26 protein-coding genes, 1 other RNA gene and 1 pseudogene are annotated in these 26050 nt (G+C 34.7%); 11 read left to right on the top strand and 17 right to left on the bottom strand.

Going from position 1 to position 26050, the window contains the following annotated elements:
* Position 1: 1 nt before the first annotated feature.
* Genes copZ through BN1058_RS03775 form a run of 3 tightly spaced genes read right to left on the bottom strand, consistent with a single transcriptional unit; the run spans position 2 to position 2960 of the window.
* A complete protein-coding gene (copZ, locus tag BN1058_RS03785; RefSeq protein ID WP_090853080.1) occupies positions 2–211 on the bottom strand; it encodes a copper chaperone CopZ in 210 nt (69 codons plus the stop codon).
* Between the two features lie 35 nt (positions 212–246).
* Positions 247–2631, bottom strand: coding sequence for a heavy metal translocating P-type ATPase (locus tag BN1058_RS03780; RefSeq protein WP_090853077.1), 2385 nt, complete (start codon positions 2629–2631; stop codon positions 247–249).
* Between the two features lie 11 nt (positions 2632–2642).
* On the bottom strand, positions 2643–2960 hold the full coding sequence (locus BN1058_RS03775; protein WP_090853074.1) for a metal-sensing transcriptional repressor: 318 nt from the start codon (positions 2958–2960) through the stop codon (positions 2643–2645).
* A 165-nt stretch (positions 2961–3125) separates the two neighbouring features.
* On the opposite strand from BN1058_RS03775, the gene BN1058_RS03770 reads away from it, so the two are divergent.
* Genes BN1058_RS03770 through crcB (BN1058_RS03750) form a run of 5 tightly spaced genes read left to right on the top strand, consistent with a single transcriptional unit; the run spans position 3126 to position 5908 of the window.
* Positions 3126–3884 (top strand): metal ABC transporter ATP-binding protein, encoded by a 759-nt coding sequence (locus BN1058_RS03770; protein ID WP_090853071.1) that lies wholly within the window; start codon positions 3126–3128, stop codon positions 3882–3884.
* Between the two features lie 17 nt (positions 3885–3901).
* Entirely contained in the window at positions 3902–4756 is an 855-nt protein-coding gene (locus tag BN1058_RS03765; RefSeq protein ID WP_090853068.1) for a metal ABC transporter permease, read from the top strand.
* Complete coding sequence (locus tag BN1058_RS03760; RefSeq protein ID WP_090853065.1) at positions 4753–5175, top strand: Fur family transcriptional regulator; 423 nt, start codon at positions 4753–4755, stop codon at positions 5173–5175. Before BN1058_RS03765 ends, BN1058_RS03760 begins: the two co-directional genes overlap by 4 nt.
* Entirely contained in the window at positions 5151–5555 is a 405-nt protein-coding gene (crcB, locus tag BN1058_RS03755) for a fluoride efflux transporter CrcB (protein WP_176694436.1), read from the top strand. Before BN1058_RS03760 ends, crcB (BN1058_RS03755) begins: the two co-directional genes overlap by 25 nt.
* Entirely contained in the window at positions 5552–5908 is a 357-nt protein-coding gene (crcB, locus tag BN1058_RS03750; RefSeq protein ID WP_090853061.1) for a fluoride efflux transporter CrcB, read from the top strand. The genes crcB (BN1058_RS03755) and crcB (BN1058_RS03750) overlap by 4 nt, the downstream gene beginning before the upstream one ends.
* Before the next feature lie 303 nt (positions 5909–6211).
* Here the strand turns inward: crcB (BN1058_RS03750) and BN1058_RS03745 are convergent, their stop codons facing one another.
* A complete protein-coding gene (locus tag BN1058_RS03745) occupies positions 6212–7015 on the bottom strand; it encodes a VLRF1 family aeRF1-type release factor (protein WP_090853058.1) in 804 nt (267 codons plus the stop codon).
* A 117-nt stretch (positions 7016–7132) separates the two neighbouring features.
* Here BN1058_RS03745 and BN1058_RS03740 point away from each other — a divergent pair, with 117 nt between their 5' ends.
* Complete coding sequence (locus BN1058_RS03740; protein WP_090853055.1) at positions 7133–7564, top strand: GtrA family protein; 432 nt, start codon at positions 7133–7135, stop codon at positions 7562–7564.
* A 67-nt stretch (positions 7565–7631) separates the two neighbouring features.
* Here the strand turns inward: BN1058_RS03740 and BN1058_RS03735 are convergent, their stop codons facing one another.
* From BN1058_RS03735 to BN1058_RS03705, 7 genes are all read right to left on the bottom strand, one after another.
* Positions 7632–8051: a universal stress protein gene (locus tag BN1058_RS03735; RefSeq protein ID WP_090853052.1), complete on the bottom strand. Its 420-nt coding sequence runs from the start codon at positions 8049–8051 to the stop codon at positions 7632–7634.
* A 215-nt stretch (positions 8052–8266) separates the two neighbouring features.
* Complete coding sequence (locus BN1058_RS03730) at positions 8267–9739, bottom strand: SulP family inorganic anion transporter (protein WP_090853049.1); 1473 nt, start codon at positions 9737–9739, stop codon at positions 8267–8269.
* Between the two features lie 317 nt (positions 9740–10056).
* Positions 10057–10974 (bottom strand): M14 family metallopeptidase, encoded by a 918-nt coding sequence (locus tag BN1058_RS03725; protein WP_090853046.1) that lies wholly within the window; start codon positions 10972–10974, stop codon positions 10057–10059.
* Between the two features lie 139 nt (positions 10975–11113).
* Positions 11114–12343 (bottom strand): methyl-accepting chemotaxis protein, encoded by a 1230-nt coding sequence (locus BN1058_RS03720; RefSeq protein WP_090853044.1) that lies wholly within the window; start codon positions 12341–12343, stop codon positions 11114–11116.
* A gap of 107 nt (positions 12344–12450) precedes the next feature.
* A complete protein-coding gene (locus BN1058_RS03715) occupies positions 12451–12810 on the bottom strand; it encodes a response regulator (RefSeq protein ID WP_090853041.1) in 360 nt (119 codons plus the stop codon).
* A 21-nt stretch (positions 12811–12831) separates the two neighbouring features.
* Positions 12832–13290, bottom strand: a complete 459-nt coding sequence (locus BN1058_RS03710; RefSeq protein ID WP_090853038.1) for a chemotaxis protein CheW — start codon at positions 13288–13290, stop codon at positions 12832–12834.
* A 119-nt stretch (positions 13291–13409) separates the two neighbouring features.
* A complete protein-coding gene (locus BN1058_RS03705) occupies positions 13410–13868 on the bottom strand; it encodes a chemotaxis protein CheX (protein WP_090853036.1) in 459 nt (152 codons plus the stop codon).
* 241 nt (positions 13869–14109) lie between these two features.
* Between BN1058_RS03705 and BN1058_RS03700 the strand changes: the two genes are divergently transcribed.
* Positions 14110–14535, top strand: coding sequence for a BrxA/BrxB family bacilliredoxin (locus tag BN1058_RS03700; protein WP_090853033.1), 426 nt, complete (start codon positions 14110–14112; stop codon positions 14533–14535).
* A 126-nt stretch (positions 14536–14661) separates the two neighbouring features.
* Here the strand turns inward: BN1058_RS03700 and ltrA are convergent, their stop codons facing one another.
* Positions 14662–16050, bottom strand: a complete 1389-nt coding sequence (gene ltrA, locus BN1058_RS03695; protein ID WP_090853030.1) for a group II intron reverse transcriptase/maturase — start codon at positions 16048–16050, stop codon at positions 14662–14664.
* Between the two features lie 992 nt (positions 16051–17042).
* Here ltrA and BN1058_RS03690 point away from each other — a divergent pair.
* Positions 17043–17174, top strand: a pseudogene (locus tag BN1058_RS03690) (transposase); the annotation flags it as partial.
* Between the two features lie 317 nt (positions 17175–17491).
* Here the strand turns inward: BN1058_RS03690 and BN1058_RS03685 are convergent.
* Together BN1058_RS03685 and aroD are read right to left on the bottom strand one after the other, a co-directional pair.
* Entirely contained in the window at positions 17492–18685 is a 1194-nt protein-coding gene (locus tag BN1058_RS03685; protein WP_255306976.1) for a coiled-coil domain-containing protein, read from the bottom strand.
* 349 nt (positions 18686–19034) lie between these two features.
* Positions 19035–19790, bottom strand: coding sequence for a type I 3-dehydroquinate dehydratase (aroD, locus tag BN1058_RS03680; RefSeq protein WP_090853026.1), 756 nt, complete (start codon positions 19788–19790; stop codon positions 19035–19037).
* A 517-nt stretch (positions 19791–20307) separates the two neighbouring features.
* On the opposite strand from aroD, the gene BN1058_RS14470 reads away from it, so the two are divergent.
* A complete protein-coding gene (locus BN1058_RS14470; RefSeq protein ID WP_255306975.1) occupies positions 20308–20436 on the top strand; it encodes a hypothetical protein in 129 nt (42 codons plus the stop codon).
* A 46-nt stretch (positions 20437–20482) separates the two neighbouring features.
* Here the strand turns inward: BN1058_RS14470 and BN1058_RS03675 are convergent, their stop codons facing one another.
* Positions 20483–22762, bottom strand: a complete 2280-nt coding sequence (locus BN1058_RS03675; RefSeq protein WP_090853023.1) for a family 20 glycosylhydrolase — start codon at positions 22760–22762, stop codon at positions 20483–20485.
* Positions 22763–23382: 620 nt separating this feature from the next.
* Positions 23383–23744, bottom strand: a transfer-messenger RNA (tmRNA) gene (gene ssrA / locus BN1058_RS03670).
* Between the two features lie 212 nt (positions 23745–23956).
* Between ssrA and BN1058_RS03665 the strand changes: the two genes are divergently transcribed.
* A complete protein-coding gene (locus BN1058_RS03665) occupies positions 23957–24526 on the top strand; it encodes a DUF6944 family repetitive protein (RefSeq protein ID WP_090853021.1) in 570 nt (189 codons plus the stop codon).
* On the opposite strand, the gene smpB is transcribed toward BN1058_RS03665, so the two are convergent.
* A complete protein-coding gene (smpB, locus tag BN1058_RS03660; protein ID WP_090853018.1) occupies positions 24510–24974 on the bottom strand; it encodes an SsrA-binding protein SmpB in 465 nt (154 codons plus the stop codon). The two genes, BN1058_RS03665 and smpB, sit on opposite strands and share 17 nt — an antisense overlap.
* 143 nt (positions 24975–25117) lie before the next feature.
* Between smpB and BN1058_RS03655 the strand changes: the two genes are divergently transcribed.
* Positions 25118–25990 carry a hypothetical protein gene (locus BN1058_RS03655; protein ID WP_090853015.1) on the top strand — a complete coding sequence of 291 codons (873 nt, stop codon included), beginning with the start codon at positions 25118–25120 and terminating at the stop codon, positions 25988–25990.
* Positions 25991–26050 lie beyond the last annotated feature (60 nt).

Raw genomic sequence — 26050 nt, 5'->3', positions numbered from 1 at the left:
TTTATGATGCAACGTCATAACCTTGTTCTTCAATAGCTTCTATTAATTGAGATTTCGTTACTTGATCCTCATCGAAGGTTATCTTAACCATTCCTTCGTCTAAATTCACTGTTGCTTCCGTTACAGCTTTCAATTCATTCAGTGCACCTTCTACACTTGCTTTGCAATGTCCGCATGACATTCCTGTTACTTCTAATGTTAATTCCTTCATTTTATCTCACCTTTCATATTTATAGTTAAAGCCATTTATAGCTTTACTCTTTTTAATCGTAATGCATTAGAGACTACACTTACAGAACTAAATGCCATAGCCGCTCCTGCAACCCATGGTGCAAGTAGTCCAACCGCGGCAATTGGAATTCCTGCACTATTATAAGCTAAAGCCCAGAATAAATTCTGTCTAATATTTCTCATTGTAGCTTTACTCATTTTTAAAGCTTTTGGAAGTAAAGTTAGCTCTCCGCCAAGAATCGTAACATCCGCCGCTTCAATTGCTACATCGGTTCCAGTACCGATAGCAATACCAATATCCGCAACTACTAATGCTGGAGCATCATTAATGCCATCTCCGACCATAGCAACCTTTTTTCCTTCTTCTTGTATTTTCTTCACTTGATCTGCTTTTTGTTCAGGGATTACTTCTGCGATTACCTTGTCAATTCCCACTTCACTAGCTATTGCTTTTGCTGTTGTCGGGTTATCGCCAGTTAGCATCACTAACTCTATCCCTACATCTCTTAACTGCTTTAATGCAGCTTTTGCTGTTGGTTTTACTGTATCGGCTACAGCAATCATACCTTGATAGTTCTCATCAATTGCTATAAGCATGACCGTTTTTCCTTCTTGCTCTAGTTTGTTCATATCTTGAAGAAAATCAGAGTCAAAAATATGATGTTTTTCTAATAGTTTCTTTGTACCAACTAATACTTGGTGCCCATCAATTACCGCTTTAATACCATATCCGGGTATTGCTTCAAATTTTTCTGTCTCTTTTATATCAACTTGCTCTTGTTTACCATAGCTGACAATCGCCTCTGCCAGTGGATGCTCAGAACTATTTTCTGCACTAACTACAAAAGATAGCACATCTTTATCTCCTACATAATTAGTTACAGATGGTTGCCCTTTTGTGATCGTCCCAGTTTTATCCAAAATAATGGTATCAATTTTCCCTGTTTGTTCTAAGTGTTCCCCACCTTTAAATAGAATACCAGCTTCTGCCGCTTTTCCTGTCCCAACCATAATAGATGTTGGTGTAGCTAGACCAAGCGCACAAGGACAAGCAATGACTAAAACTGCAATAGCTGCAACTAATGCATCAGCAATCACTCCAGGATTGACCAAAGTAATCCAAACAATAAATGTTAGAATAGCAATTCCTACAACAATAGGAACGAATATTCCTGAAATAACATCAGCCATTCGTTGAATTGGTGCTTTGGAACCTTGGGCTTCTTCAACTATTTTTACGATGTTTGATAATGCGGTATCTTTTCCTACTTTTGTAGCTTCAAATTGAATGGTTCCATTTTTGTTAATTGTCGCCCCAATAACAGCATCATCCACTTTTTTCTCAACAGGGATCGACTCACCAGTAATCATCGATTCGTCCAATGCAGTAGTTCCTTTGGTAATCACACCGTCTACAGGTATCTTTTCCCCAGGTTTAACAACTAGTAGATCACCTACTTGCACTTGACCCACAGGCACCATTTTTTCTTCGCCATTTGTTATAACTCTAGCTTCTTTCGCTTGTAGATCTAATAATTTAGAGAGCGCCTGCGTTGTTCTCCCTTTAGCTAATGTTTCGAAATACTTTCCAAGTAAAATTAATGTAATTAATATAGCACTTGTTTCGAAATATAGATGTGGCTCATAGTTAGCATTTCCAATTGTTTGAAAAGCTTCATATACACTATAAAAATAAGCAGCGCTTGTTCCTAATGCCACTAACACATCCATATTAGCTGAGCGATTTCTTAAATTTTTATAAGAACCTACATAGAATTGCCAACCAATAATAAATTGTACCGGAGTTGCAAGTGCCATTTGAAACCAAGGATTCATAAGGATATCTGGCATTGGTAAGTTAAACAAATGTACCCCCATTGTGAAAAGTAAAGGAAACGATAAGAGGGCAGATATGATTAGTTTCCACTTCATTTTTTTAATTTGTTTTTGTTTGTCGTCTTGTTTTTGATTTCGATCGACTTTTTTCTTCGCACCGTAACCCAGTTGATCGATTCGCTTAATCATTTGGTCTTCATTTACTAAACCTGGATAATATGAAATATTTGCAACTTCACTGGTTAAATTAACGGATGCTTCAGCTACACCATCCATTTTATTCAACACTTTTTCTATTCGATTAGAACAAGCAGCACAGGTCATTCCTGTGACATCAAACGCTACTTTTTTTGGTGTAACACCATAACCGAGTTTCTGAATTTTTCCAAAGATTTGATCTGGTTCTATATTAGAAGAATTATATTGAATACTTGCACTTTCTAATGCCAGATTGACTTTAGCATCAATGTCTTCCGATTTATTTAAAACTTTCTCTATTCTAGAGGAGCATGAAGCACAAGTCATCCCGGTAATATCAACATGGATTGTTTTATTTTCAGGCATAGAAACACTCCTTATTTTGTAAACTGTTTAATCACTTTCATCAATTCTTCAATGGATGCTTCACCCTTACCTGATTGAATCGCATTTGTAACACAGTGCTTTGTATGGTCTTCCATTAAAGAAAACCCAACCTTTTTCAACGCAGCATCAATGGCTGAAATTTGAACAAGTACATCTACACAATATCGATCTTCCTCAACCATTTTTTGAATACCTCGAACCTGGCCTTCAATTCGTTTAAGCCGATTCATTACTTGTTGCTTTTGTTCATCTGTTCGATGATGCACTTTATGGTCAGGATTTAATGCTATATCGTCTATATGTTCCATATCCACACACATCCTTTTGTAATCTTTAACTATACTATACCCCTGTATAGTATTATATGTCAACTCTTATATCCGATTTTAAAACGTAATTATTCTTATTTACAAAAAAATTTTATTAGGGTACAATGATGAAGGAAATTTAACACAGAAAGATTGGTGTACTTTATGACATCCCCTATTGTTCGTATGCAGCATGTAAGCTATGCATATGAGTCAAAACACGCATTACACGATATTAACCTTGAGATACCAACTGGTGCATTTTTAGGACTTGTTGGACCAAATGGTGGTGGGAAAACCACACTGATAAAATTACTACTTGGATTATTAAAACCGCAAAAAGGATCCATTGAGTTATTTGGTGAAAGAATCGAGCATTTTAAAAATTGGAATAAAATTGGTTTTGTTTCACAAAAAGCCAATTCATTCAATCGTGGATTTCCAGCTACAGTTAAAGAAGTGGTTTCTACTGGATTAACCCCTAACATTGGGTATTTTCGATTTTTCACTAAACAACATAAACAAAAAGTCGAATATGCAGTAGATTTGGTTGGGATGAAAGACTATTTAAATACAAATATTGGCTCACTTTCTGGTGGACAACAACAACGTATATTTATTGCTCGTTCATTAGTTAGCAATCCTGCATTACTTATTCTTGATGAACCAACGGTCGGAATTGATACGGAAAACGTACAAAAATTCTATGATTTGCTCCATCAATTAAATGAAGAAAATAATATTAGTTTGTTACTTGTTTCTCATGATATCGGAACCATGACAAAGCATGCAAATGGGATTGCTTGCTTGAATAAAGAGTTACATTTTCATGGAGACACGCATTCGTTTGCAAATCTATCAGAGAATCAATTATCAAATTTTTATGGGCATCCACTACAAGTGGTGACTCATCAGCACGAATAATAAAGGAAGTGTCAGAAATGCTTAATCAATTTTTCACTTATGAATTTTTACAAAATACATTCTATACCGGATTATTAATTGGTTTAATCGGGCCATTATTAGGAACATTTGTTGTTGTTAGAAGGCTTTCACTCATTGCGGATGCCTTATCGCATGTCACACTTGGTGGGATTGCATTTGGTTTATTTATGGAGAAAAAATACGGCTTGTTTTTTTTAACCCCTTTTTATACAGGAATGGGCTTTTCCGTTATCGGTTCGGTATTTATTGAACGATTGCGCAGTGTATATAAGGCATATCAAGAATTAGCAATCCCCATTATTTTATCTGGTGGTGTTGGCCTTAGCGTTATTTTTATTTCATTAGCCAATGGCTTTAATACAGATTTATATAATTATTTATTTGGATCTGTTTCCGCTGTTAGTCGAAATGATTTATGGAGTATCGTTATTATAACCATTATTGTCTTAACTGTACTTTTTTCATTTTATAAAGAACTTTTTATGCTATCATTCGATGAAGAACATGCAGTTGTTTCGGGAATCCATGCAAAGCGAATCCATTTTTTATTTATTGTATTAACTGCACTAGTTATATCTGCTTCGATTCGGATCGTTGGCGTTTTACTTGTCTCTGCATTAATGACACTTCCAGTAGCAGCAAGCATTAGAATAGCAAGAGGATTTAAACAAACCATTCTTTTTTCTGTTATCTTTGGTGAAATATCTGTTATTATTGGTTTAATAACTGGATATTACTTTGAAATACCACCAGGTGGTACCATTGTAATGACTTCTATCTTCATTTTAATTCTAACTATTTTCGGAAAAAAGGTCTGGAATTACTTTACTAGAAGGACGGTGATCAAATGAAATTAGAAGAGGCTTTAGCTGTCCTTAAAGAAAAAGGATATAAATATACAGATAAAAGAGAAGTGATCTTGTCATTTTTTTGTAATGAAGATCGATATCGTACTGCAAAAGATTTATTAAAACATATGGAGCCAAATTTTGAAGGAATTAGTTTTGATACTATTTATCGCAACTTACATTTATTTAATCAATTAGATATTTTGGAGTCTACAGAATTAAATGGTGAGAAACATTTCCGAATGAAGTGTGACCATCACCATCACCATCATTTCATTTGCAAAAATTGTGGTATCACAAAGGAAATTCATCAATGTCCAATGGACGATATTCAAGATGAACTTAAGGACTGTATGATTGATGATCATAAGTTTGAAATCTATGGGATGTGTCCAGATTGTCAAGAACAAGCACGTATATAGTAATCATTTTTATCGGTTTTGGTGGAGCAATTGGATCGATAGCACGATACGGTGTAGCACAGTTGTTCCCAAATAATTCTCTTCCGTTTGGAACGATTTTAGTTAACATCTTGGGGTGCTTTTTACTCGCTTTCCTATCTAATCATACCCTTATTAAAAAGAAGCTACCAAAATATATGATATTAGCTATCCATACAGGGGTAATTGGTTCTTTTACAACATTCTCTACTTTTACTGTGGAATCGCTTGTTCTACTTACTGATCATTTACTTATTGGTGTGGCTTATATGTTCGGGAGTATTATCTTTGGACTCATTGCATGCTTTATTGGTTATTTGCTAGCAAGTCGTATGGATTCCAGTAAGGAGACGGTCGAATGAACCTTTTATATATTGCTTGTGGAGGATTCATTGGTGCTAATGCTCGGTATTTTTTAGGAGTTGCTCTTAATCGAGTGAATCCATTGCGTCCATTTGGCACTTGGATTGCCAACATTACGGGTTCCTTCCTTTTAGGTATCTTATTTATCTTTTTGGAGAACCATATGATTTCTCCTTCCATATGGTTATTATTTGGTACTGGATTTTGTGGAGCCTTTACTACGTTTTCTACCTTTGGTACAGAGATATTATCCATGCTAATAGAAAAAAAATATTTGCAAGCCTCTTTCTACTGTTTAAGTTCTATTGGTGTAAGCCTTGTTGCTGTTTCTATTATTCTTCTTTTAAATTAAAAGAGCTTGGGACAAAACTAAATAGTGATTATCAAAAAAACGAACCTTAACTCTGAAGACGTGAATTAAGGTTCGTTAATTTAGGTAGAATTAATGATTAGCTGTGGAAATATGCGACACTCCTGCAGGAACAGCACGAGCTGAAGATCCACTCCTTAAAGCGTTTTGTGCTTTAAGGAGTTAGCTGAAGCCGTGCCTGCGGAAAGGGAGCTTATTTCCACAGCGGTGTTCGTTTTGTTGCAGAACTTAATTGTTCGTGTTTTAAAAAGAGAAATGTTATATTGTCCCAGCCTCTTTTTGTCTTCATCCAACGATTTTTTCTATTACATGATGTTCCTCATGGTCTAAGATATTTTGATGGGATACTTTTTCAATATTCTTTTGCATATATTCAGCAAGATCATTTGCTTCTTCTTTCTCACCAGCAATAAATATTTTTTCCCATTGTTTATCTTTTGCTTGTTTATCTAATGATGGAGCAATGCTTTTATACCATCGTTTTTGATTTGCCTTAAACCTTTTTTGAAATTGATCTGTTTGTGTATTTCTACCGCCTTTGCCCATGCTTGCATCTGCACGATGTGGGCCAGCATATGGACGCCAATCTTCCGTATCAAGATCCAATTCAAATTGTTTAATCTCTCTAACTTCCCCTAACTCTGTTTCTATTGTCTTTACTTGATTTTGCTGTACTAAGACAATACCTGATCTTGGATATTTACTATATATGTGCTCTAATTGGTCAATAACTGGTGTCTCTTGCCAATAAAAATTAGTTTCAACAGGTACTTGCAATATTTCCGCTAACCAAAAAGAGTTATCTGATGCAGCAATTATAACGACACCTTTTTTTAACTCTTTTTGATTCTCATCAAAGAACGCTTCTATTTTTTCACGAATGACCTGGTATTTTTTCAATTCGTCTTTGTCTTTATCTTGTTTTAAGTAATTTTCAAAACTATTCAATCCGTTTTTTAACTGGATCTTCCATTCTCCACCTTGTTGGTCTGGATCAGCCGGATCTGTGTTTACATACATCGTCAACACACTATCTGGCTTCGTTAACTCCAATGCTTGCAATTTGTTCCACTGTTTATTTATTTGCATGCTTTATAAGTCCTCCTTTAGAATGGATTTGAAATCTTACTTAGTAAAGTGTATCCTAAATGCAGATTAGTCAAACCTCTTTCTATCCAATCCAATTAATGAAGGACGACAGAAGCAATGGCAAAAAAACTTAAATGGCAAGTAATTCAATTTAGTGCGATTGGGGGAAGTAATGCGATAGTAGATATTATTTCACTTAATATTCTATTAGCTATTTGGCCATCCACTAACCATACCATTTTATTATTATTTAATACGATTTCTTATGTATTAGCTATCTTAAATAGTTATATATGGAATACGAAGTACACCTTTCGACACCGCGCATTTTTTAGTAGAAAAGAATTAATTTTATTTATTACCCAAGCAATTATTGCACTTGGTGTAAGTAATTTAGTATTTTTAGGGGTTTTCGAATTATTAGAAGATCAAACTCTAATGCCGTTTTCTAAATTTATTATACAAAATATTGCTAAAGGAGCTGCAATGTTTTTGTCTTCAGCTACGAGTTTCTTATTAATGAAATTTATGGTTTTTACTAGATCATAAACAGATGAAAAAGCGTGACGTACAATTAATTGCACATCACGCTTTTTCATCTCCCTTTGAGAAATGATTATTTTACAATTAAAACAGGACACTCTACGCGCTTAGCTACTTTATGACTAACACTTCCTAATACCATTTCTTGAAGACTATTTAATCCTCGGCTACCAATCACACAAATATCTACTTTGTTTTCATTGGCAAACTTAACAATTGCTGGCCCCGGTTCTCCATGTAAAATCTTTATCTCATATGGAATGTTTTGTTGTTTTAATTTTCGTTCTGTGATTGTTAATTTCTCTTTTCTGCTTTGATCAAGGTCAATTGCATTCCAATGATGTAATACATCTGTCTTTGAAGTAGCTCCATCTACTACATAAACAATAGTAATTGTTGCATTTGGATTCTTGCCGGCTAACATAATTGCATTTTCACATGCACGAATAGCGTGTTCCGAACCATCAGAAGCTAATAAGATATGATTATACATCTCACATTCTCCAATCCGCTTTTTATTTTCTCTAATTATAACATGTTTTATCGTCTTTGCCTTCCTTCTCCGTTGATCCATTTTTATATCATTGTTTCTTTTACCATTTGTTACTTCGTACTAAAAAGAAGACAATCTATCCGTTTAAATTTCAACAGAAACAGCCCAGCTTTTATTGCATAACTATTGCAAATAAAAACTGAGCTATCATATCTTTAATGATTTGCTACTTTCGCATTCACTTTATCAAATATTGCACGCCTTTCGACTAATGCATTACTTTCCTGATTTAAACCAACGATGTTTACTTTTTGGCCATTCTCTTTGTATTTCAGAACAATTTTATCAATAGCACCAACAGCAGAATCATCCCAAAGGTGCGTTTGACTTAAATCTAATTCAATGTATTCGACACTCTCCTTGAAATCGAATTGTTCAACCAACTCTGTAACAGATGCAAAGAAAAGTTGTCCAGATATTTTATAGATTTTTTTCTTACCACCTTCAACCATCATCGCATTGACATGTACTTTTGAAATTTTTGCCGCAAAGAAAATAGCACTTAATACAACCCCAGCTAATACACCTATAGCTAAATTATGTGTATAAACAACCGTCCCAACAGTTACAACCATTACTACTGCATCGGTTACTGGCATCTTGTGTATCGTGATCAATGAGCTCCAATCAAATGTTCCAATGGATACCATAATCATCACACCTACAAGTGCTGCCATAGGAATTTGAAGCAGTAGATCATTAAATACTAAAATGAGTATCATTAAAAATATACCAGCAGTTAAAGACGATAATCTTCCCTTCCCACCGGATTTTACATTAATAACAGATTGTCCAATCATAGCACAACCAGCCATTCCACCGAAAAATCCTGTAATCACATTGGCAAATCCTTGCCCTTTTGCCTCTTTATTTTTGTTACTATTTGTATCTGTCATATCGTCCACAATTTGCGCAGTTAAAAACGATTCTAATAGACCAACAATTGCTAACGCTAAAGCATACGGGAAAATAATTGACAAGGTTCCAAAGGTTAAAGGTATATCAGGTATCAAGAACATCGGTAATGTTTGTGTTACTTCTCCCATATCACCAACTGTACGAACACCACTACCTGTAAAAATTGCAATTGCACTAATAACAATAATTGCGATTAATGGTGAAGGTACAATAGTAGTAAGCCTCGGTAGAATATAAATAATCCCCAATGCACCTGCAACCATTGCATACATCACCCATGTTTCACCTACAAAGTGTTGTAACTGAGCAACAAAAATTAAGATAGCTAACGCATTAACAAAACCCATCATCACGGATCGTGGAATAAACTTCATAAATCGTGCTACGCCACCGATGCCTAGCAAAAATTGAATAATTCCAGTTAAAATTGTTGTTGCAAATAAATATTGTATACCATGATCAGCTACTAATGTACCCATTAGTAAAGCCATTGCAGCTGTAGCAGCTGAAATCATTCCTGGCCTTCCTCCAGTAAATGCGATGACAACAGCTATACAAAATGAAGCGTATAAGCCTACCATTGGATCCACACCAGCTATAATGGAGAAAGCTATTGCTTCTGGAATTAAAGCAAGAGCTACAACCATACCTGCTAATATATCGCCTTTTACATTACTAAACCATTCCTGTTTTATGTTTGAAATAGTCAATAAGACACCTCTCTCTAATTTTTTTATGACTTTTAACTCTCATAAAAGTCGGGACCGTTGTGAACAGATTGGATGATACCATATGTCACAAAAAATACAAAATCGCATGTAAGCGTCAGTCATTCGTTATTTTCTCTTAATATCGCTGTTTTTCAATTAAATACTACGCAAAATGAAACTATTGTTATTTATTATTTGTTATCAATTAATAAAAGAAATGAAGACAATTATTAGATGATCATGTATTTTACACATATAAAAAAAGCTGAAATCAAATATATTTGATCAGCTTAAAATCATTTCTTTATTTTTTAAAACTAGAGATTTCTATTCTCAGCTAATAATAACGGCACATATTTATTTTGCTGATAAATAGACGCGTAATAATCCAATGGAACAGGGTTCGGTCCAATATAAGGGGCGATTTCAATCGTAAAGCTTGGTCGTTGATAATAGCTAATAAACCAATCCGTAAAACCACCACCACTTGGATTTTCACTTGGATATATCAGCTTATAACCAGTTACATTTGCTAGTTGTAGAGCAATCTCTTTAGACCGTTTTTCTAATTCAGTTTCACTTTTATATTTCCAAAAAATTTCTTCTCCCGATGAATGATAGGCGGCTGCTAGCTTAATTGATTGGGATTGTACAAATTGATAAATCGCTAAGCTCTCAGGTTCAGATAAAGGTTCATATCCTTTGAAATTTTCACAAGATCGAATTCCTGGATCAGACTGAATGGTTTCCCAATCGGCGGGATATTGCCGATTTAAATCCACACCTCTTATATTTGCTTTCCAAGAGGAGAAATCATAGGACCCTTTATTCCATTCGATTAACAAATCTTTATGTTTAAAAGATCGATAACCACTTTGAGCAAGTGTAACGCCATCTGGGTTTACCATTGGAACAAACCAAAAAGAACATTGATTCAGTATTTCTTTAATTTTATCTGTTTCAAAAGCGGAAGTTGAATTAGTTGCTTCTGCATATGTTTCTATTATATCCATTAATAATGTTGTTGTTAGCCATTCTCTAGCATGATGGGCACCATTAATGAATATCTTATCTTCTCCCTTCCCGAGTTTAATTGCAATGAGCTTTCGTTTTCCGACTGAATAGCCAATGGTTTTCATAGAGATTAGACTTGGATACCTATCCATTAGTCGATTACAATCTAGACACATTTGTTCATACGTATATACCTGCTTTGGCTGAATAATTCTTTCCATAGATACACCCTCCCTTCTTAACTTTATGTAAGAGAGGGAAGGTTATTACCATGTTTTATATGATTACAATGCATATTAATTGAACAGAAAAGAAAGCGAAAAGGCAGTCATTAGCAATGGGTAATGACTGCCTTTCACGTTAAAAATGTGAGAGTAATTCGCTTATTTTTTTATCTAGTTCTTGTTGGCTAATTCTAATATTATTAACTGATTTTGATAAGTTCTCTGAAGATGTTGTAGCTTCCTCAATTCCAGCAGCTGACTCTTCTGATACAGAAGCTATATTCGTAATGGAATCATTAATAACTTTCGTATTATCTAACACATCATAAAGATTGTTAGAAATATCTTCAATTTCCGTTCCTATATTCGTAATAATCTTTTTGAGTTGGTCAAACGTAGATCCAGTCGTTTGAAGCTGGGATGAACCTTCATTTACTGCTTGATATCCTTTTTCTAACACCCCTACTGCTGCCTTTGATTCTTCTTGTATACCATTTGTTGTGTATGTGATATCCGTAATAGAATGACTAACTTGTTCAGCTAGTTTTCTGACTTCATCTGCAACGACAGCAAAACTCTGTCCATGCTCCCCTGCACGAGCTGCTTCAATCGCTGCATTCAGAGCTAAGATATTCGTTTGTTCTGCAATGCCCTGGATAACTGTTACTAAGCTAGTAATCTTTTCAGTCATACTGTCTAATCCTTTTACTTTATCCAAAGATTGTTTAATGGTTTGATCAATGACCTCCATTTTTTCGACGGACTGATGCATTAAGTTTGTCCCTTCATCAGTAATGGATAACATTGATTTAGATTCCTCTTTAATATTTTCGCCATTTAGAACAACATTCATAATTGTATTGGTAAATTGCTGCATTGTTTCTGTTAATGAGGAAGCAGAGTTGGCTTGTTCTTCAGAACCACTAGAGATTTCATGCAAGATTGTTGTAATATTGTGGCTGTCTCTTTCTAAGACATCTCTGCTTTGATCTAAGGACTTACTTTGACTATCTATCTGATCAGATACGTTTGATACAAATGTACGCTTTTGTTGTGCTTTTTCATATGTCGTATCAATTAGTTCGTTTATTTGAAAAAATTCTTTGTTTTTTGTATAAGCTTCTGGTAGTACTGTACTATTATCTTTTGATATCATTTCTAATCTATTTTTTAATTGGCTAACTTGTTTAACTATTCTGCGAGCGGTAAAATGTGCGATGGTTAAACTAAGAATTATCGCTAACGATAGACCTATAATAATTGGAACAGAAAAACTATTTAATTGAAACATCGTATAAACCATTACTAGACTATGTAACACAACAACGAGTAGAAAGCTAAAAAACAAATTTATTCTTAACTTCATATGTACCACTCCATCTTTTATTTAATTATTCTTAGAAGAACAAAAAGATATAAATTAACTTAATAACAAATTATTTGAGGAAAGAAAAGTAAGAATTCTTTTCTTATTTATGAAAAAATTTTACTTAATGCTTGTTGAATACGCTCTTGATCAAATGGTTTTACAATAAAGTCCTTCGCTCCAGACTGAATCGCTTCCAGTACCATTTGTTGTTGCCCCATTGCAGAACACATGACAATGGTTGCATTAGGATCATTCTTTTTTATTGCTTTTACTGCATCCACACCATTCATTTCTGGCATGGTAATATCCATGGAAACTAAATCAGGTTTTAATTCATTATATAGATCAATAGCTACCTTACCATTTTCAGCTTCTCCCACTACTTCATGCCCTAATGAAGTAAAGATATTTTTTAATTGCATACGCATAAACGCTGCATCATCTGTAATTAAAATCCTTGCCATGAATAACACTTCCCTTTACTATTACTTTTCTATTACCTGTTTTACTTTACTTACTTCTTCATAATTTAATACGTGTTCTAAATCTAGAATCAGTAATAAACGATCAGTAAATTTAGCAACTCCTTTCAAGAAATCACCATTTACTCCTTTTATTGTTGTAGGTGCTTCTTCAATAGTAGAAGCATCGATATCAATCACATCATTAGCTTCGTCAACTACAAATCCAACTTGCACATTATTAACATGGGATAGTAGTATTCTAGTTTGATCTGTTTTTTGCGACCGGGATAGGCCCATTCGAGTTTTTAAATCAATTATTGGAACCACTTCACCACGAAGTGTTGTAATACCATCAATAAAGTCAGAAGCCTGTGGCAATGCCACTACTTCTTGCAACAATTCAATAGAAATAATTTGTTGAATACTGGCAGCATAAGCTTGTCCTTTTAATTGAAATACAATATACTTTTCGATACTCATCAGCTATCTCCTTTATTCATTTAATATGCATAATGTTTCCTATGAAAATAATACCATGTTTCATCAAAATAATCGAAGGCTTTTTACTTACTAGATAAATAGAATAGATGAATGAATAATTATTGATTTAATAATAAATATACATCTAGATTTCCTACTGTGTCATATTGAATAGTCACGAAGAAAGAACGTTTAAATCCTGTTAACTGAGCGTCTCCCTTTAATACCGTTGGATAAGTTATATCTGTTTTAATTTTAATACTAGCCAAGTAAGTTGATAAACTACCAGCCATCATATTTCCCAACTCTCCTGCAAAAGAATCTAACATATCCTCTGATAGTGGCATTCCAAACATTTTCTCTCCAATATGATTAAAAACAAAAGAGTCTGCTTGTAATACTAATTCTCCCTTTAGATCTCCTGTAAATCCAATTAAAACTCCAAAGCTGACTGTCAGAGGAGGAGAAATAAGTTCTGGTGAACCTATATTTGGGCTAAGAGGAATGACCTTCTTCACTGTCAAAATGGTGCCATTATAAACCTCTTTAATTATTTCATTCATATTCTTTGTCTGCATGACGGTTCATCCTTCCTGTTGTAACATCTTTATGCTAATAAACCATTCAATAAGCTGCATCTTAAAACACATCTTTATTACTACTTTTATTTTCGACAAAATAAAGAAATAATGAAGTATTTTTTATTTAATGTTTTATAAACTTTCTTAAGATATCAGCAATACTTGACAACCCCATTTATATTATGGTGTGATTATGGTAATGATTAATTGAAATCTTCAATATAAAGGAGTTTAACGTATGAATCCATTTCAAGCATATATGAAGGAAATGAGTCAACCAATGCGGGATGAATTAACTAGTGCCGGCTTTAAGGAATTAACAACTGCAGAAGAAGCAGAAGCTTTTATGACAAATATAGAAGGGACCTCTTTAGTAGTAGTGAACTCAGTCTGTGGCTGTGCAGCTGGATTAGCTAGACCTGCCGTTTTGGCTGCATTAGAAGAAGGGGTAAAACCAGATCATCTCGTCACAGTATTTGCCGGACAAGATCGTGAAGCTACAGAAAAGATGCGTGAATACTTTGTAGGAATCGAAGCCTCTTCTCCTTCTATTGCCATTTTATCAGGTGATAAAGTAGCTCATTTCATTCCAAGAGAAGAAATTGAAGGATTTGACTTAGAGTCAATTAAGAATAATGTAATGAAAGGATTTCAGGCAATATAGAATTGAATAATCATGACTACTTTTCATGTTTCTAGCTTTTCAAAGGAACAATCGAGTAGGAGGATAATCATTAGTTGATTATCCGACCTCTCACACCACCGTGCGTACGGTTCCGTACACGGCGGTTCAATAGTTTGAGTGTGTTTTCTCGAGGAGTTGGTTAAGGTCTTTCAAGCCAACTTTCTCGAGAATTTCATTCTTGATAGCTCTGTGTAGGATATGGCTACAAGCTATGTGCCAGTATCCCTTTCGTGTGTTAGCCCATTCCCAAGCTTTCTGTTTGGGAATTTTTAATTTGATAAGACTTTTGTATCGTGTCCTAACTTTCTTCCATCGCTTCCATATGATTTGTCTAATTCTTCGCTTAATCCATTTATTGATGCTTTGGATATAGCCTTTCATATAGCTGATACCATAGTAGTTAATCCATCCAGTGGTTACTTCATTAATTTCTTTAATGATTTGACGAATACTACCACTACGGTTTCGTTTGGTTAATTGTTTAAGTTTCTTCTTAAATTTATTCTTAGATTTATGATGTGGTCGGAAGCCTACACCTGCTTTTGTTGAATGTATGCAAAACCCCAGGAACTTCCGTTTCGTTGGACTTCCCACTTCACTCTTCTGTCGGTTCACTACCAGCTTTAGGCTATTTTCAAGGAAATTTGTGATACTATTCATCACTCGATTTCCTGCCTTCCTCGTTTTTACATAGATATTACAATCATCCGCATAACGAATGAATCTGTGCCCTCGCTTCTCTAGTTCTTTATCCAGCTGGTCAAGGTAGATGTTACTCAAAATTGGTGAAAGGTTTCCACCTTGAGGGCATCCCACTTCCGTTGGGTAAACTTCTCCATTGATGGAGACTCCACTCATCAAGAATTTTCTGATGAGACGGAGGACTTTTGAGTCCTTGATATGTTCTTCAACGTGATACATAAGTTTATCGTGATTGACGGTGTCGAAGTATTGTTTCATATCAATATCCACTACAGTGCGGTAGCCATTTTCGTAGAGTTGCTTTGCCTGTTTCATTGCATCGTGTGCACTACGATTTGGTCTAAAACCGAAGCTAGATTCTGAGAACGATGGGTCAATATCTACTTCTATAACTTGGAGGATTGCTTGTTGGACAAAACGGTCAATAACCGTTGGTATACCTAATTTCCTTTTAGAACCATCATCTTTGTCTATCTCCACACGTTTAACAGGTTGTGGCTCGTATGAGCCATTAGTAATTCGGGAAATGAGTAACTCCTTATTTAGGACTAAGTAAGAGTATAATTCTTCAACTTCCATTCCATCAACACCTGCTGAACCTTTGTTGGCTTTTACTTTCTTGTAAGCTCTATTTAGATTATTTTGACCAACGATTTTATGAATAAGATTGTACACACCATCTCTTCTATCAGTTTCACCGCAAGAAATACTGCACACTTCCACTATACCTTTGGATTCCATCCTATTCTCTTGTGGGCAGCCGTCTTTAAACGTTGTCTGTGGTTTTTGCATTTCTCACACCTCCACTGTTTCCAAGATTACTATTGTTCAGCCCTTCATCCATTTAGGACTACTATGGCTTCTGCTGACTTCTTACAATTCATCACAACATCACTGCCATGATTGTCCCTGTGGAAAGTTCCTTTCCTCTTGTCGGGGACCCTTGTAAGACCTCCCCGGGTAAGGGCTATAACCTTCCTCCCATGTAACTGCTGCATTTACTGTATGGAATTCGTGCAGTATTGGACTTCGTTATGTAATGCAAACTCGTCCGTTCCAAGCCAGCCTTATATGCAATTTCTGTTCGTCAGTTCGGGATTTTGCCTCCGACTTCCTTCAGATTCTATCTCACGATAGACACCCTTGCCATTGGCTAACAGTTCCTACTGCCAAGCCTGTAGTGGACTTTCACCACCAAGTTATAACCCATGCCGGGCGCACATTAAAAAACGGCTTAAATCGATTGATTCAAGCCGTTTTTTTGGTTGTACAATAAATGACGTTGGTGAGCAAAAAAACTCACGAACGTCATTTTTAAATTTATCTTTTAAGTGATGGTGTCATTTTTATTTGAACATCTATAAAAGACGAGGAATAATGTTTGTTGCGCTGCGGAAATAAGCTTGCTTTCCGCAGGCACGGCTTCGGGGCCACATGAAGTGGGTCAGTTAGACGTTGTCACAGGACGTGACGATCTTAGTCTAACATTCCTTTTAAGTAAAAGGAGTGGATCTTCAGCTCGCGCTGTTCCTGCAGGAGTCGCGCCTATTTCCTCCGCTCTGCGCCTTTCATTTTTAAATGTTTGCTATAAGAATGCACTTGTCTATTACAAACTTTACAAGAAAACTGTTAGATATTTAAGATGAAAATATTCATATCGACGGAGAAGGCATCATGATTGACGAATATAAAGGGCGTACCTGTAAGTTTATCCACGCTACATTAACGTATGAAGCAGTACATTGTCCGCATTGTCATATCGAAAAAGAAGGATGAACGCTGGCTACGTTACTGTCATCAAAGAGCTATTTCCCAATGCGGAGATTATCATTGATCGCTTTCATCTTGTCCAGCTCATTTCCAGAGCAATGAATAAAACACGCGTCATGATCATGAATCAGTTTAAAACCTCTAACAATGATTAATAAACTAAAAGTGTTAAATCGAGTCGCATATGGCTATCGAATTTCACCAATTACAAGAACCGAATACTGGTGCACTTTAAATTCAAACCAGTAGAACGAAAAGCAAAACACGTCCTAAAGCAGCTTAGCTACTTTAGGACGTGAACAAAAATTATTCAGTTGACTATTCAGACTCACCAACGTCATTTGACGTAGAACGGTTTTTTTAACATAAAAAGGAGCTTGGTTGGTTATCCAAACTCCTTTATGTTATCTCTTTATAACAAATATTTAAAATTTAAAGCAAAAGTGAATGCAGTACTATCGTATTAATTTAGGACGCGACGTACATGTCCGGTAAAATTGCGTGCCCAATAGCCGCTTGCCATATTTGCAATATCAACACCTGAAGAGCTTTGTGAACCGATAAATTTATTCCCACCTACATAAATTCCAACATGGCCATTCACTCTATTCGTGTTAAAAAACACTAAATCACCCGGTTTCATTTGACTTGGTGATATTCTTTCTCCAACATTAACTAGGGATCTTGTACTTGGTGGTAAATATATACCGTTTTGTTTGAAAGCCCATGAAACATATCCTGAACAGTCAAATAATCCTCTCGCTATATCAGAAGCCGAACGTCCGCCTCCCCATTTATAACTAGAATTCCCGATATATTTATACCCTGCAGAAATAATCTTTTTAGCATCACCACTAAACAGTTCTGAATCAATTTGTTCACTATGCTCTTTAATTGTCTCTTCATTATTTGATTCTACTTGAGCCTGGGCATTCGTTTCTAGTTGTGCTAATTCAAAATCTTCCAACTCAAGTTCACTGATCATTGCTAAACTTTCTGATTCTTTTTCTTCTAGTTCTTCTTTTTTCGCTTCATTTTGTTCCTTTTGTAGTAAAATATCATCCTGCATTGCTTCAAGTTCTGCTTGCATCGTATTTAACTCTGTTAGTTTTTTCTCAATCACTTCTTTTTGTTCTTCAACCTCTTTTTTGTCTGCTTCATATTGTTCTATTAAGCTATTATCAGCTTTCGCAATTTTAGTAATAATTGCAACTCGATCAATAAAGTCACTAAAACTAGTTGAACCAAATAAAACATCTAAATATTGAATCGACCCTCCATTTTTTTGTAAGGATGAAGCTCGATTTCTTAAAATTTCATAACGCTTTGAAATGTCCTTTTCTAACGCTTTAACTTCTTTTTCTAGTTTATGTACTTCGTTTTCTTCTTTTTTAATTTGTTCTTTTGTTTCTTCCATTTTTTCTTCATTTGCTTTAATTGCTTCGTCAACACGTTCAATATCATTATTTAATTGAATTAACTCTGCTTGAATAGATTGTAGTTCTTGTTTCTTACTTTGTAATTCGGTTTGAATTTCAGAACGTTCTGCTGTCACTTCTGTCTGTGTTTCGGCGTGTACCATTTCTTTAGCTAATGGGGAACTTACCATTAATCCGAATGCAATTGTTATACCCGCTAAGACTTTTTTACTGTTCACTCGCTTCCACACTCTCTTTCTATGTATATAATTATCTAATTTTTTAGGAATAAGGTTAGTATTATAGTGTCAGTTATAAACTAATAGAAATCTTGTAGGAATAAAGTACCTGTACTTTTTTCCAACAAGGATAGTATAACATCTATAGATAACAATTGTGTTATATCAATATTACAATTATATTTCAAATAGTGTAACATTGAATTCGTTTTCATATTCTCTTACAATATATTTTAAAAATTAGGTAGAATAGATTAATTTTATAATCTCTGTTTTGCCTAATTGAATATATTACACACCTTATTAAAAAAAGACAAGCGAGTAAATTATCTTCCCACTTGTCTATTATTTAATGAAAAAGTGTTAGTATTTTTTTTAATTGTGTTATATTCACTTGACCAGGAGCCGATGCTTCGGTAACAGAAGCAAATGTGACGGACGAACCAAATATCTCTCCAGACGTTCGTGTTAATATACCTAGTTGATCCATTGCCATCGTAATAATAGGGATTTTCGCATCTGTTTCTATCATTGTATAAGTTGCATCTAGTAGGACCAAAACGTCTTTCGGAGTTTTTGGCATTACTGCAATTTTAGCAATATCCGCACCAGACTGTTGAGCTGATGTTAATCTGTTAATAATTTCTTGTTTAGAAGGTGTTTTATGAAAATCATGATTAGATAAAATAACGATGAGATTATTTTGCTTTGCCTCTTCCATCAAATCATTTCGAGTGTTATCTCCTATAAACAATTCGACATCAATTAGGTCAATATCCTTTGTGTTTATCACAGCTTGATACAATGCTTTATATGTATGTAGATCGAGTGGTTTATTTCCACCTTCATTTACTGTTCGAAAGGTAAAAATAATAGGGATTTGTTCTAATTTTTTTCTAATTTGTTTTAGCACATGAATAACAGTAGGAATGGATGTTACCTCTTCAAAGTAATCAACTCGCCATTCTACTAGATCAACTTCATGCTCTTTTATCGCTTCCACCGCTTCATCTATCTCTTCTCTTGTTTTTCCTACAATAGGTACACAGATCTTTGGTTTACCTTGACCGATAATAATGTTCTTCACTCGAATAATTCGTTTCAATTTACCCCAATCCTTTGTTTAAAAATTCTGTCATTATTATATCACTATCCTCTTATAGATGATATATATTGTTTCTAACAAAAAGATAAAAGAATAAATGTTTAAATTCTTATGATCATATAGTCTCCATTTGTCAATTGAACAACATCAGCTTGCAATGACAATTAATTTTCTTTTAATAAACATACCCTAGCTAAAAGTCCCCATGATGATAGCAGTTACAATAATACTAAGATTATCAAAAGATAATTTTCCATTTCCCATTCAAGTTCACTCCTTTATCACGAGACTATATTTTTCCCATAAAGGATTTATCATATGTATGACCTTTTTATATTAGAAATGCGATCAGTGATGTTAGTATTAAAGTTCTGCTTATGGATAGGAATAAAAGTTGATTGAAAAGGATATTAGGTCAACTTTCTCAAGCGGTCCCCCCCCCACTACTTAAGTAAAGGCTTAAGCCGTATTGATATATCTTTCCCCACACATAATAAGAAGGAAAGGAGGTCTTAATTTGAAAATCAAAGGCGCTGGCGAAAAAATTGAAGAAACGACAGAGAACCTGATGAAAAAAGGCGTCCCTGCAAGAACAGCAGCATTTGCCTCATCAATGGCCTATCTCAGGCACTTGAAAAAGAAATAAAATAAACGACCTTGCATGTATTAGCAAGGTCGCTCACTATATGATATTAAAGCATTTTTGTTTTTTTGCGTTTAAGAATAAATACGAAAACGCCAGATAGAATCAATAAGGAACCTATTAGTAAAAAGTTAAACATACTAGTAGCCGTATTTGGCAATTCATGCCTATCTGCCAAACGTTCTAATGCTTCTTCTGCTTTATTAAGATTCTTCACTGCTTCATCTACTTCTTTTTGAGAAACTAATTCGTTTTCATAAACTTTTTTTGAATCTTTCAGGACTTTTGTGAAAGCTTTCCAACTTTCAACTGTATAATCATCCTTAGTCTTTTTATCAGCTTTTGATATAACCTGTTCTAACTCTGATTTATCTACGGCTTTTGCTGGAATTTCTACTAGATGCTTAGTCGCTTCTTTTAGGGTATCAACTGCTTGATTTACTTCTTCTTGTGTTGCTTTTTCATTATCAACCAATTTTTTCGCATGCTTTAGTGCTTCAGAGAAATCTTTCCAACTGTCTTTGGTGAAATTTGATTCTTCTTTATTATTTGCATTTGAAATGGCCTGCTCTAACTTTGATTTATCAACATCTTCATTTGTCTCTAACTGTTTTACTGGTTGAACATTAGGTAACTCGCTACCTTTTGCAAAACCAGCAACATTACCAAGCATTTCATAGTTATTTTTAAATACATCATATTTAGCTAAATCAGCACTTGCGGTATTCCAAGATTTAGATGCTAGAGAACGTAATTCTTTTGCGATATCTTGAGTGATCACATCTTCTCCTACTAAGTCTGGTTTATCGTTCCAGATAGCTAAAGATGCACCTCTAATATAATCTGAATCATCAGGGACAGTATTATCTTGGAATGTTCCCGGTGTCCAGTCATTATAGATTCGCTCATCTTGATTTAAATAATCAAATGAATGTTGCTCTCTTCCATCATCTGGCTTAGTAGGCCTTAATACATAATAAAAGAAACTGGCATTTACATTGTAAATATCTTTGTGACCCTTCTCTACAAATGTATCAAGTCTTGCAATACTTTTATTCCAGCCCATTTGTGACCAGAAATCTATTCCAATATAATCATGCATGACTATTTTTTGCTTTGGTTCCACTGGCTCCCATGAATTTTTATTTGTTTCTCCATAATAAATACCATCGTTCCAAATTCTTGGTTTGAATCCGCCTTCATATACATGAGCTGCTATCTCATTAATATAATTTGCCAATACATCTTTCCATATATATTCTTCGCCAAGTGCTTCTTTTGCATAATCATTTAATACGGGCTTATAATCAGAGATAAATGGGTCTCTATCGAACTCCATATATTCGTCTCCACCAATGTGAAAATCAGTAGAACCTTCAAACAATTCCATGTATTCACTATAAAGCCCTTTGATATATTCTACCGCTTCAGGGTTTGTGACATCTAATGCAATATCACTTTTATTACCATTCACATCTACTTGACCATATTCTGGATGAACTTTTAAAATATGCTCTACATGTCCAGGAGTATCTAAAGAAGGTATAACATTAATGCCATATTTCTTAGCTTCAGCTAAAATTTCCTTTACTTCTGACTTCTTCAAATAGCCATCTTGAGAAACTATTTCTTGGTCAAAATCACTTTCAATTCTAAATCCTAAATTTTCTGAAAAATGAAGCTGTAAAGTGTTCATCTTCAAATAAGATAATTCTCTTATATGTTGAATAATCCATTCTTTTGTAAAATACTTCCTACCTGTATCCACGTGAACACGACGTTCTGCTAAATCAGGATAATCAATAATCGTTCCATAAACTAATTGATTATTGTTTGTAATCATGAAATGTTGTATGGTACGTAATGCATAAAGCACAGCATTTTCTGATGCAGCAACAATGTTTATTCCATCCGATCCAATTTCAATTTTATAGGCGTCTTCACTATTACTTTCCTCTGTAATCGATTTATTTTTTTCTAAAGTGACAACGATATCTTTAGAGGTTGTTTGAGATTCATCGGCATATACTTTTTCAATTTCTGATGCTGTTGGAATTTCTTTCTCTAAAAATTCTGCCGCTACAAGCTCCACAACTTCTTTAAGCCTTGGATTATTTATGTATTCATCTGTAGTTGGTATGACAAATCTAGTTGATTCACCCATTTCCCATGTTGAAGCGTTTGAGGTAGTTTCGTAGGATTGAACAATTGGTAATGCTAGACTAGCTAATTCCTCATTCGTTTCATTTGACTCATTTGCGGAAATCGGAATTGCTAATGTGGAAAAAATCATTAAGAATGACAAAATACTTACTGTAATTTTTCTCAAGTTAATACTCTCCCTCTATCATTTTTTTGCGTACACATACTATAAACTAAGTGGGTATCTGGACGCTAGACTCTAGCCTCTCGCCACTAAAATCTAATAAACTTATAATTATATTATATTTCACCTCTTTCTTTAATATTTTTTCTTAAATTACATACATTTTCCAACGTAGAGTAAATTAACATAATTTAAAAATTATGTCAAATATAGCTTATGGCATGCATGCCCAATATGAAACTAAATGTATTCTCTTATTCGATTTCAATCTGCTGAATATTAGCTTTTTGAGAATAAAAAAACACATACTGCATAAGTAACGGTTCTTTTTGCAACCTCCATTTGTGTTTGTTGATTAAAAGAATACCTAATCTCAACAATTAATCTACCTTTAATAAAACAATATTATCTATGATTCGAGCATCGTGAGTTATTGAATAATTACACTGACCTACAAGTTATAGATTAGGTATAAAAAAAGGCGAATATAAGCCTAACAATTAATGTGAAATTCCATAAAAAAAAGCCGCACTCCAGATTTGGAGGCAACTTCAAAACTTACATGGTTCTATTCAATTCAATAAAAATATTATCACTAAAATAAAAAACCACCAAGTATGTATTGGTGGAGACGGTGGGAATCGAACCCACGTCCAGAGATATCGCCACTCAGGCGTCTACATGCGTAGTTGGTATACTCTAATTCACTAACTATTCAGCCTACCAACAGGCTTCCTAGAAGCTAGTCTGATTCATCTCTTCTGGACATCCTCAGACGGTGGACGCCAGCGTATCCCGCTTCAGTTGAGACCCTTCAATCTACCACACGGGCGATGGTAGGAAGGATCCTTTAGTGCTACTTACGCAGCTGCTAAAGAGAAATTGTTTTCTTTGCCAGTTATTATTGGCGTGTAACGTTTAACGAGACGTAACCTCGACACGCAACCTGAGCTCAATCTACCCCTGTCGAATCCGTAACGTCCCCATAAAATAAAGGAACAAACGGATATGGCTAGAAAAAGCCTATATCATATAAAATTGTTTGTTTTACTATTACATTATTTATTATAACAAATCTATTTCTAATTTCAAGTAAATGAGCCGTGTTAAATTATCCCATAGAATAACCGCCAACGCGTAATACACACTTTCTTCATAAACTATACTAATTAAATAGTTGTTGGATGTGATTACTTTATGAGCAAACAAGAGAATATCGTTTTTGGTGGATGGGTGCAAGCAATCGGTACAGTCCTATCAGCATTAGGTAATACTCCTAACATCCCTATTCCATCTAAAATAAAGGAAGATTTTGATCTAATTGGAAATGTACTTCAAGCAACTGGAAACGCAATCCAAGTTGAAACAATCACCCTTGAAGACCTTAATAGTATCGGAAACGAAATACAAGCTATAGGAAACACTACAGTAGTTGCATCCTTCCTCCTACCTGTTGATCAAACTACTAAAGAGGGATTAGATACAAAAGGAAATCTACTACAAGCACTTGGAGGGGCTGTTTGTTTTTCGGAAAATTGGAAAGAAAAAAATAGTCGGGATGTATTGTACAATGGGATCGGAAACTTATTACAAGTAATTGGTAACAGTCTACAAGCCCTTTCTTCACAAAGTAAAACAAATGCTACATTAATAAATACGCTCGGGAGTTGGATCCAAGCGATTGGCGCTGTTATGACTGCAATTGGTGGCACTATGGGGGATGAAATATTCATCTCCCCAAACGACAGATCTAATAATTATTTTTAATTGCTCGATCCATATCACGTTTTGCTTGCTTTCGTTTCAAGTCTTCTCTTTTATCGTATTTTTTCTTCCCTTTACCTAATCCAATAAGTACTTTTGCCACACCATTTTTAATATAAATTTTTAATGGGACAAGCGAGTAACCAGCTTGTTGTGTTTCACCAATCAATTTATCAATTTCTTTTCGGTGTAACAATAACTTTCTTGCTCTTGTTGGTTCATGATTGTAACGATTTCCTTGTTCATAAGGAGAAATATGCATATTATGCAAGTAAGCTTCTCCCTTATAATCTATACGCGCAAAACTATCCTTCATATTTACTCTGCGGGCACGAATCGATTTTATTTCTGTTCCTTGTAAAACAAGGCCAGCTTCAAACGTATCTTCAATAAAAAAGTCATGACTTGCTTTCTTGTTCTGAGCTATCAGTTGTCCTTGACCTTTTGGCATAAGCAACTTCCTCCTCTTCCTACATGACATTTATTCTAACAGGTTCAATCTAAAGTGACAACGCTTATTCATAGACAATAAAGTTTTCTATATGCGATGATAGAAAATATACTATATGCATGATTTCTTAGGAGGTATAGACAATGAATGAACCATTATTACCTTTCCGTCCATTAACCATAGATGATTATGATTTAGTAAGAAATATGCAAACAGGTATACAAGATGATTATGTACTACACATTTTCCCCGATTTAATCCAATCAAAAACCCAAGCTTTATTTGGCTGGTTTGATAAGAATAGATTAGTATCGATTGCTGGTTATTCGATATTCCCAGGTGGATATGCTATGTTAGGTCGCTTGCGTAGCGATATTCGATTTCGTGAAAATGGACATGCAACAAGTCTTCTTGCATATATAATTGACATGCTTATACATACTTCTAGTGTGAATTGGATTGGCGCCAATACTAATATACATAATTACAGAGCTAGAAAAGTATTGAAAAAACTCCATTTAGATGAGCTCACCACACTTTATTCCTTTCCTGTAAAAGCTAACACTATTATAAAAGGTAAAGAAGGAGAGATTTGGACGAAAATAACTTCTTTAACAGACAAGCGCAAGTTAATAAAGCAATTAAAGATAGAAAATGCACTACACGTTTATCCGTTTGAATGTTACTATCCAATGCCATACTCTGATGCATTGCTTACGGATGAAGAATTAGCACACTCTACTTTTTATCTTAATCCGACAAACGACCGTTTCATGATTATTAAAAATGATCAAAAAAGAGAATGGTTCGCTCACGTGAAATATTTTTGGAATGACCATTTTGAGCAAGCTGGCTTTTGGAATACTATAAATCATCATGTGAATCATGACGGACTACACCCTCGACCTTGGTTCGACTTTTCAAAAGAAGGTGTAGCTAATATTCCCAATATAAAACTGTTTGATGTCTCAGATGGATGGATCCTATATGGTAAATGGATTAATGTTCAACTTTAAGATAACGAAATATTGCTAGGTCGAATACGTCTTACACGAAAAGAATGCACAACACGTTGA

Origin of the sequence: Paraliobacillus sp. PM-2 (assembly GCF_001368815.1) — a bacterium.
Classification (GTDB): Bacteria; Bacillota; Bacilli; order Bacillales; family Amphibacillaceae; genus Paraliobacillus.
The sequence above is the reverse complement of the archived record's forward strand: the minus strand, read 5'-3'. Positions and strand labels throughout refer to the sequence as shown.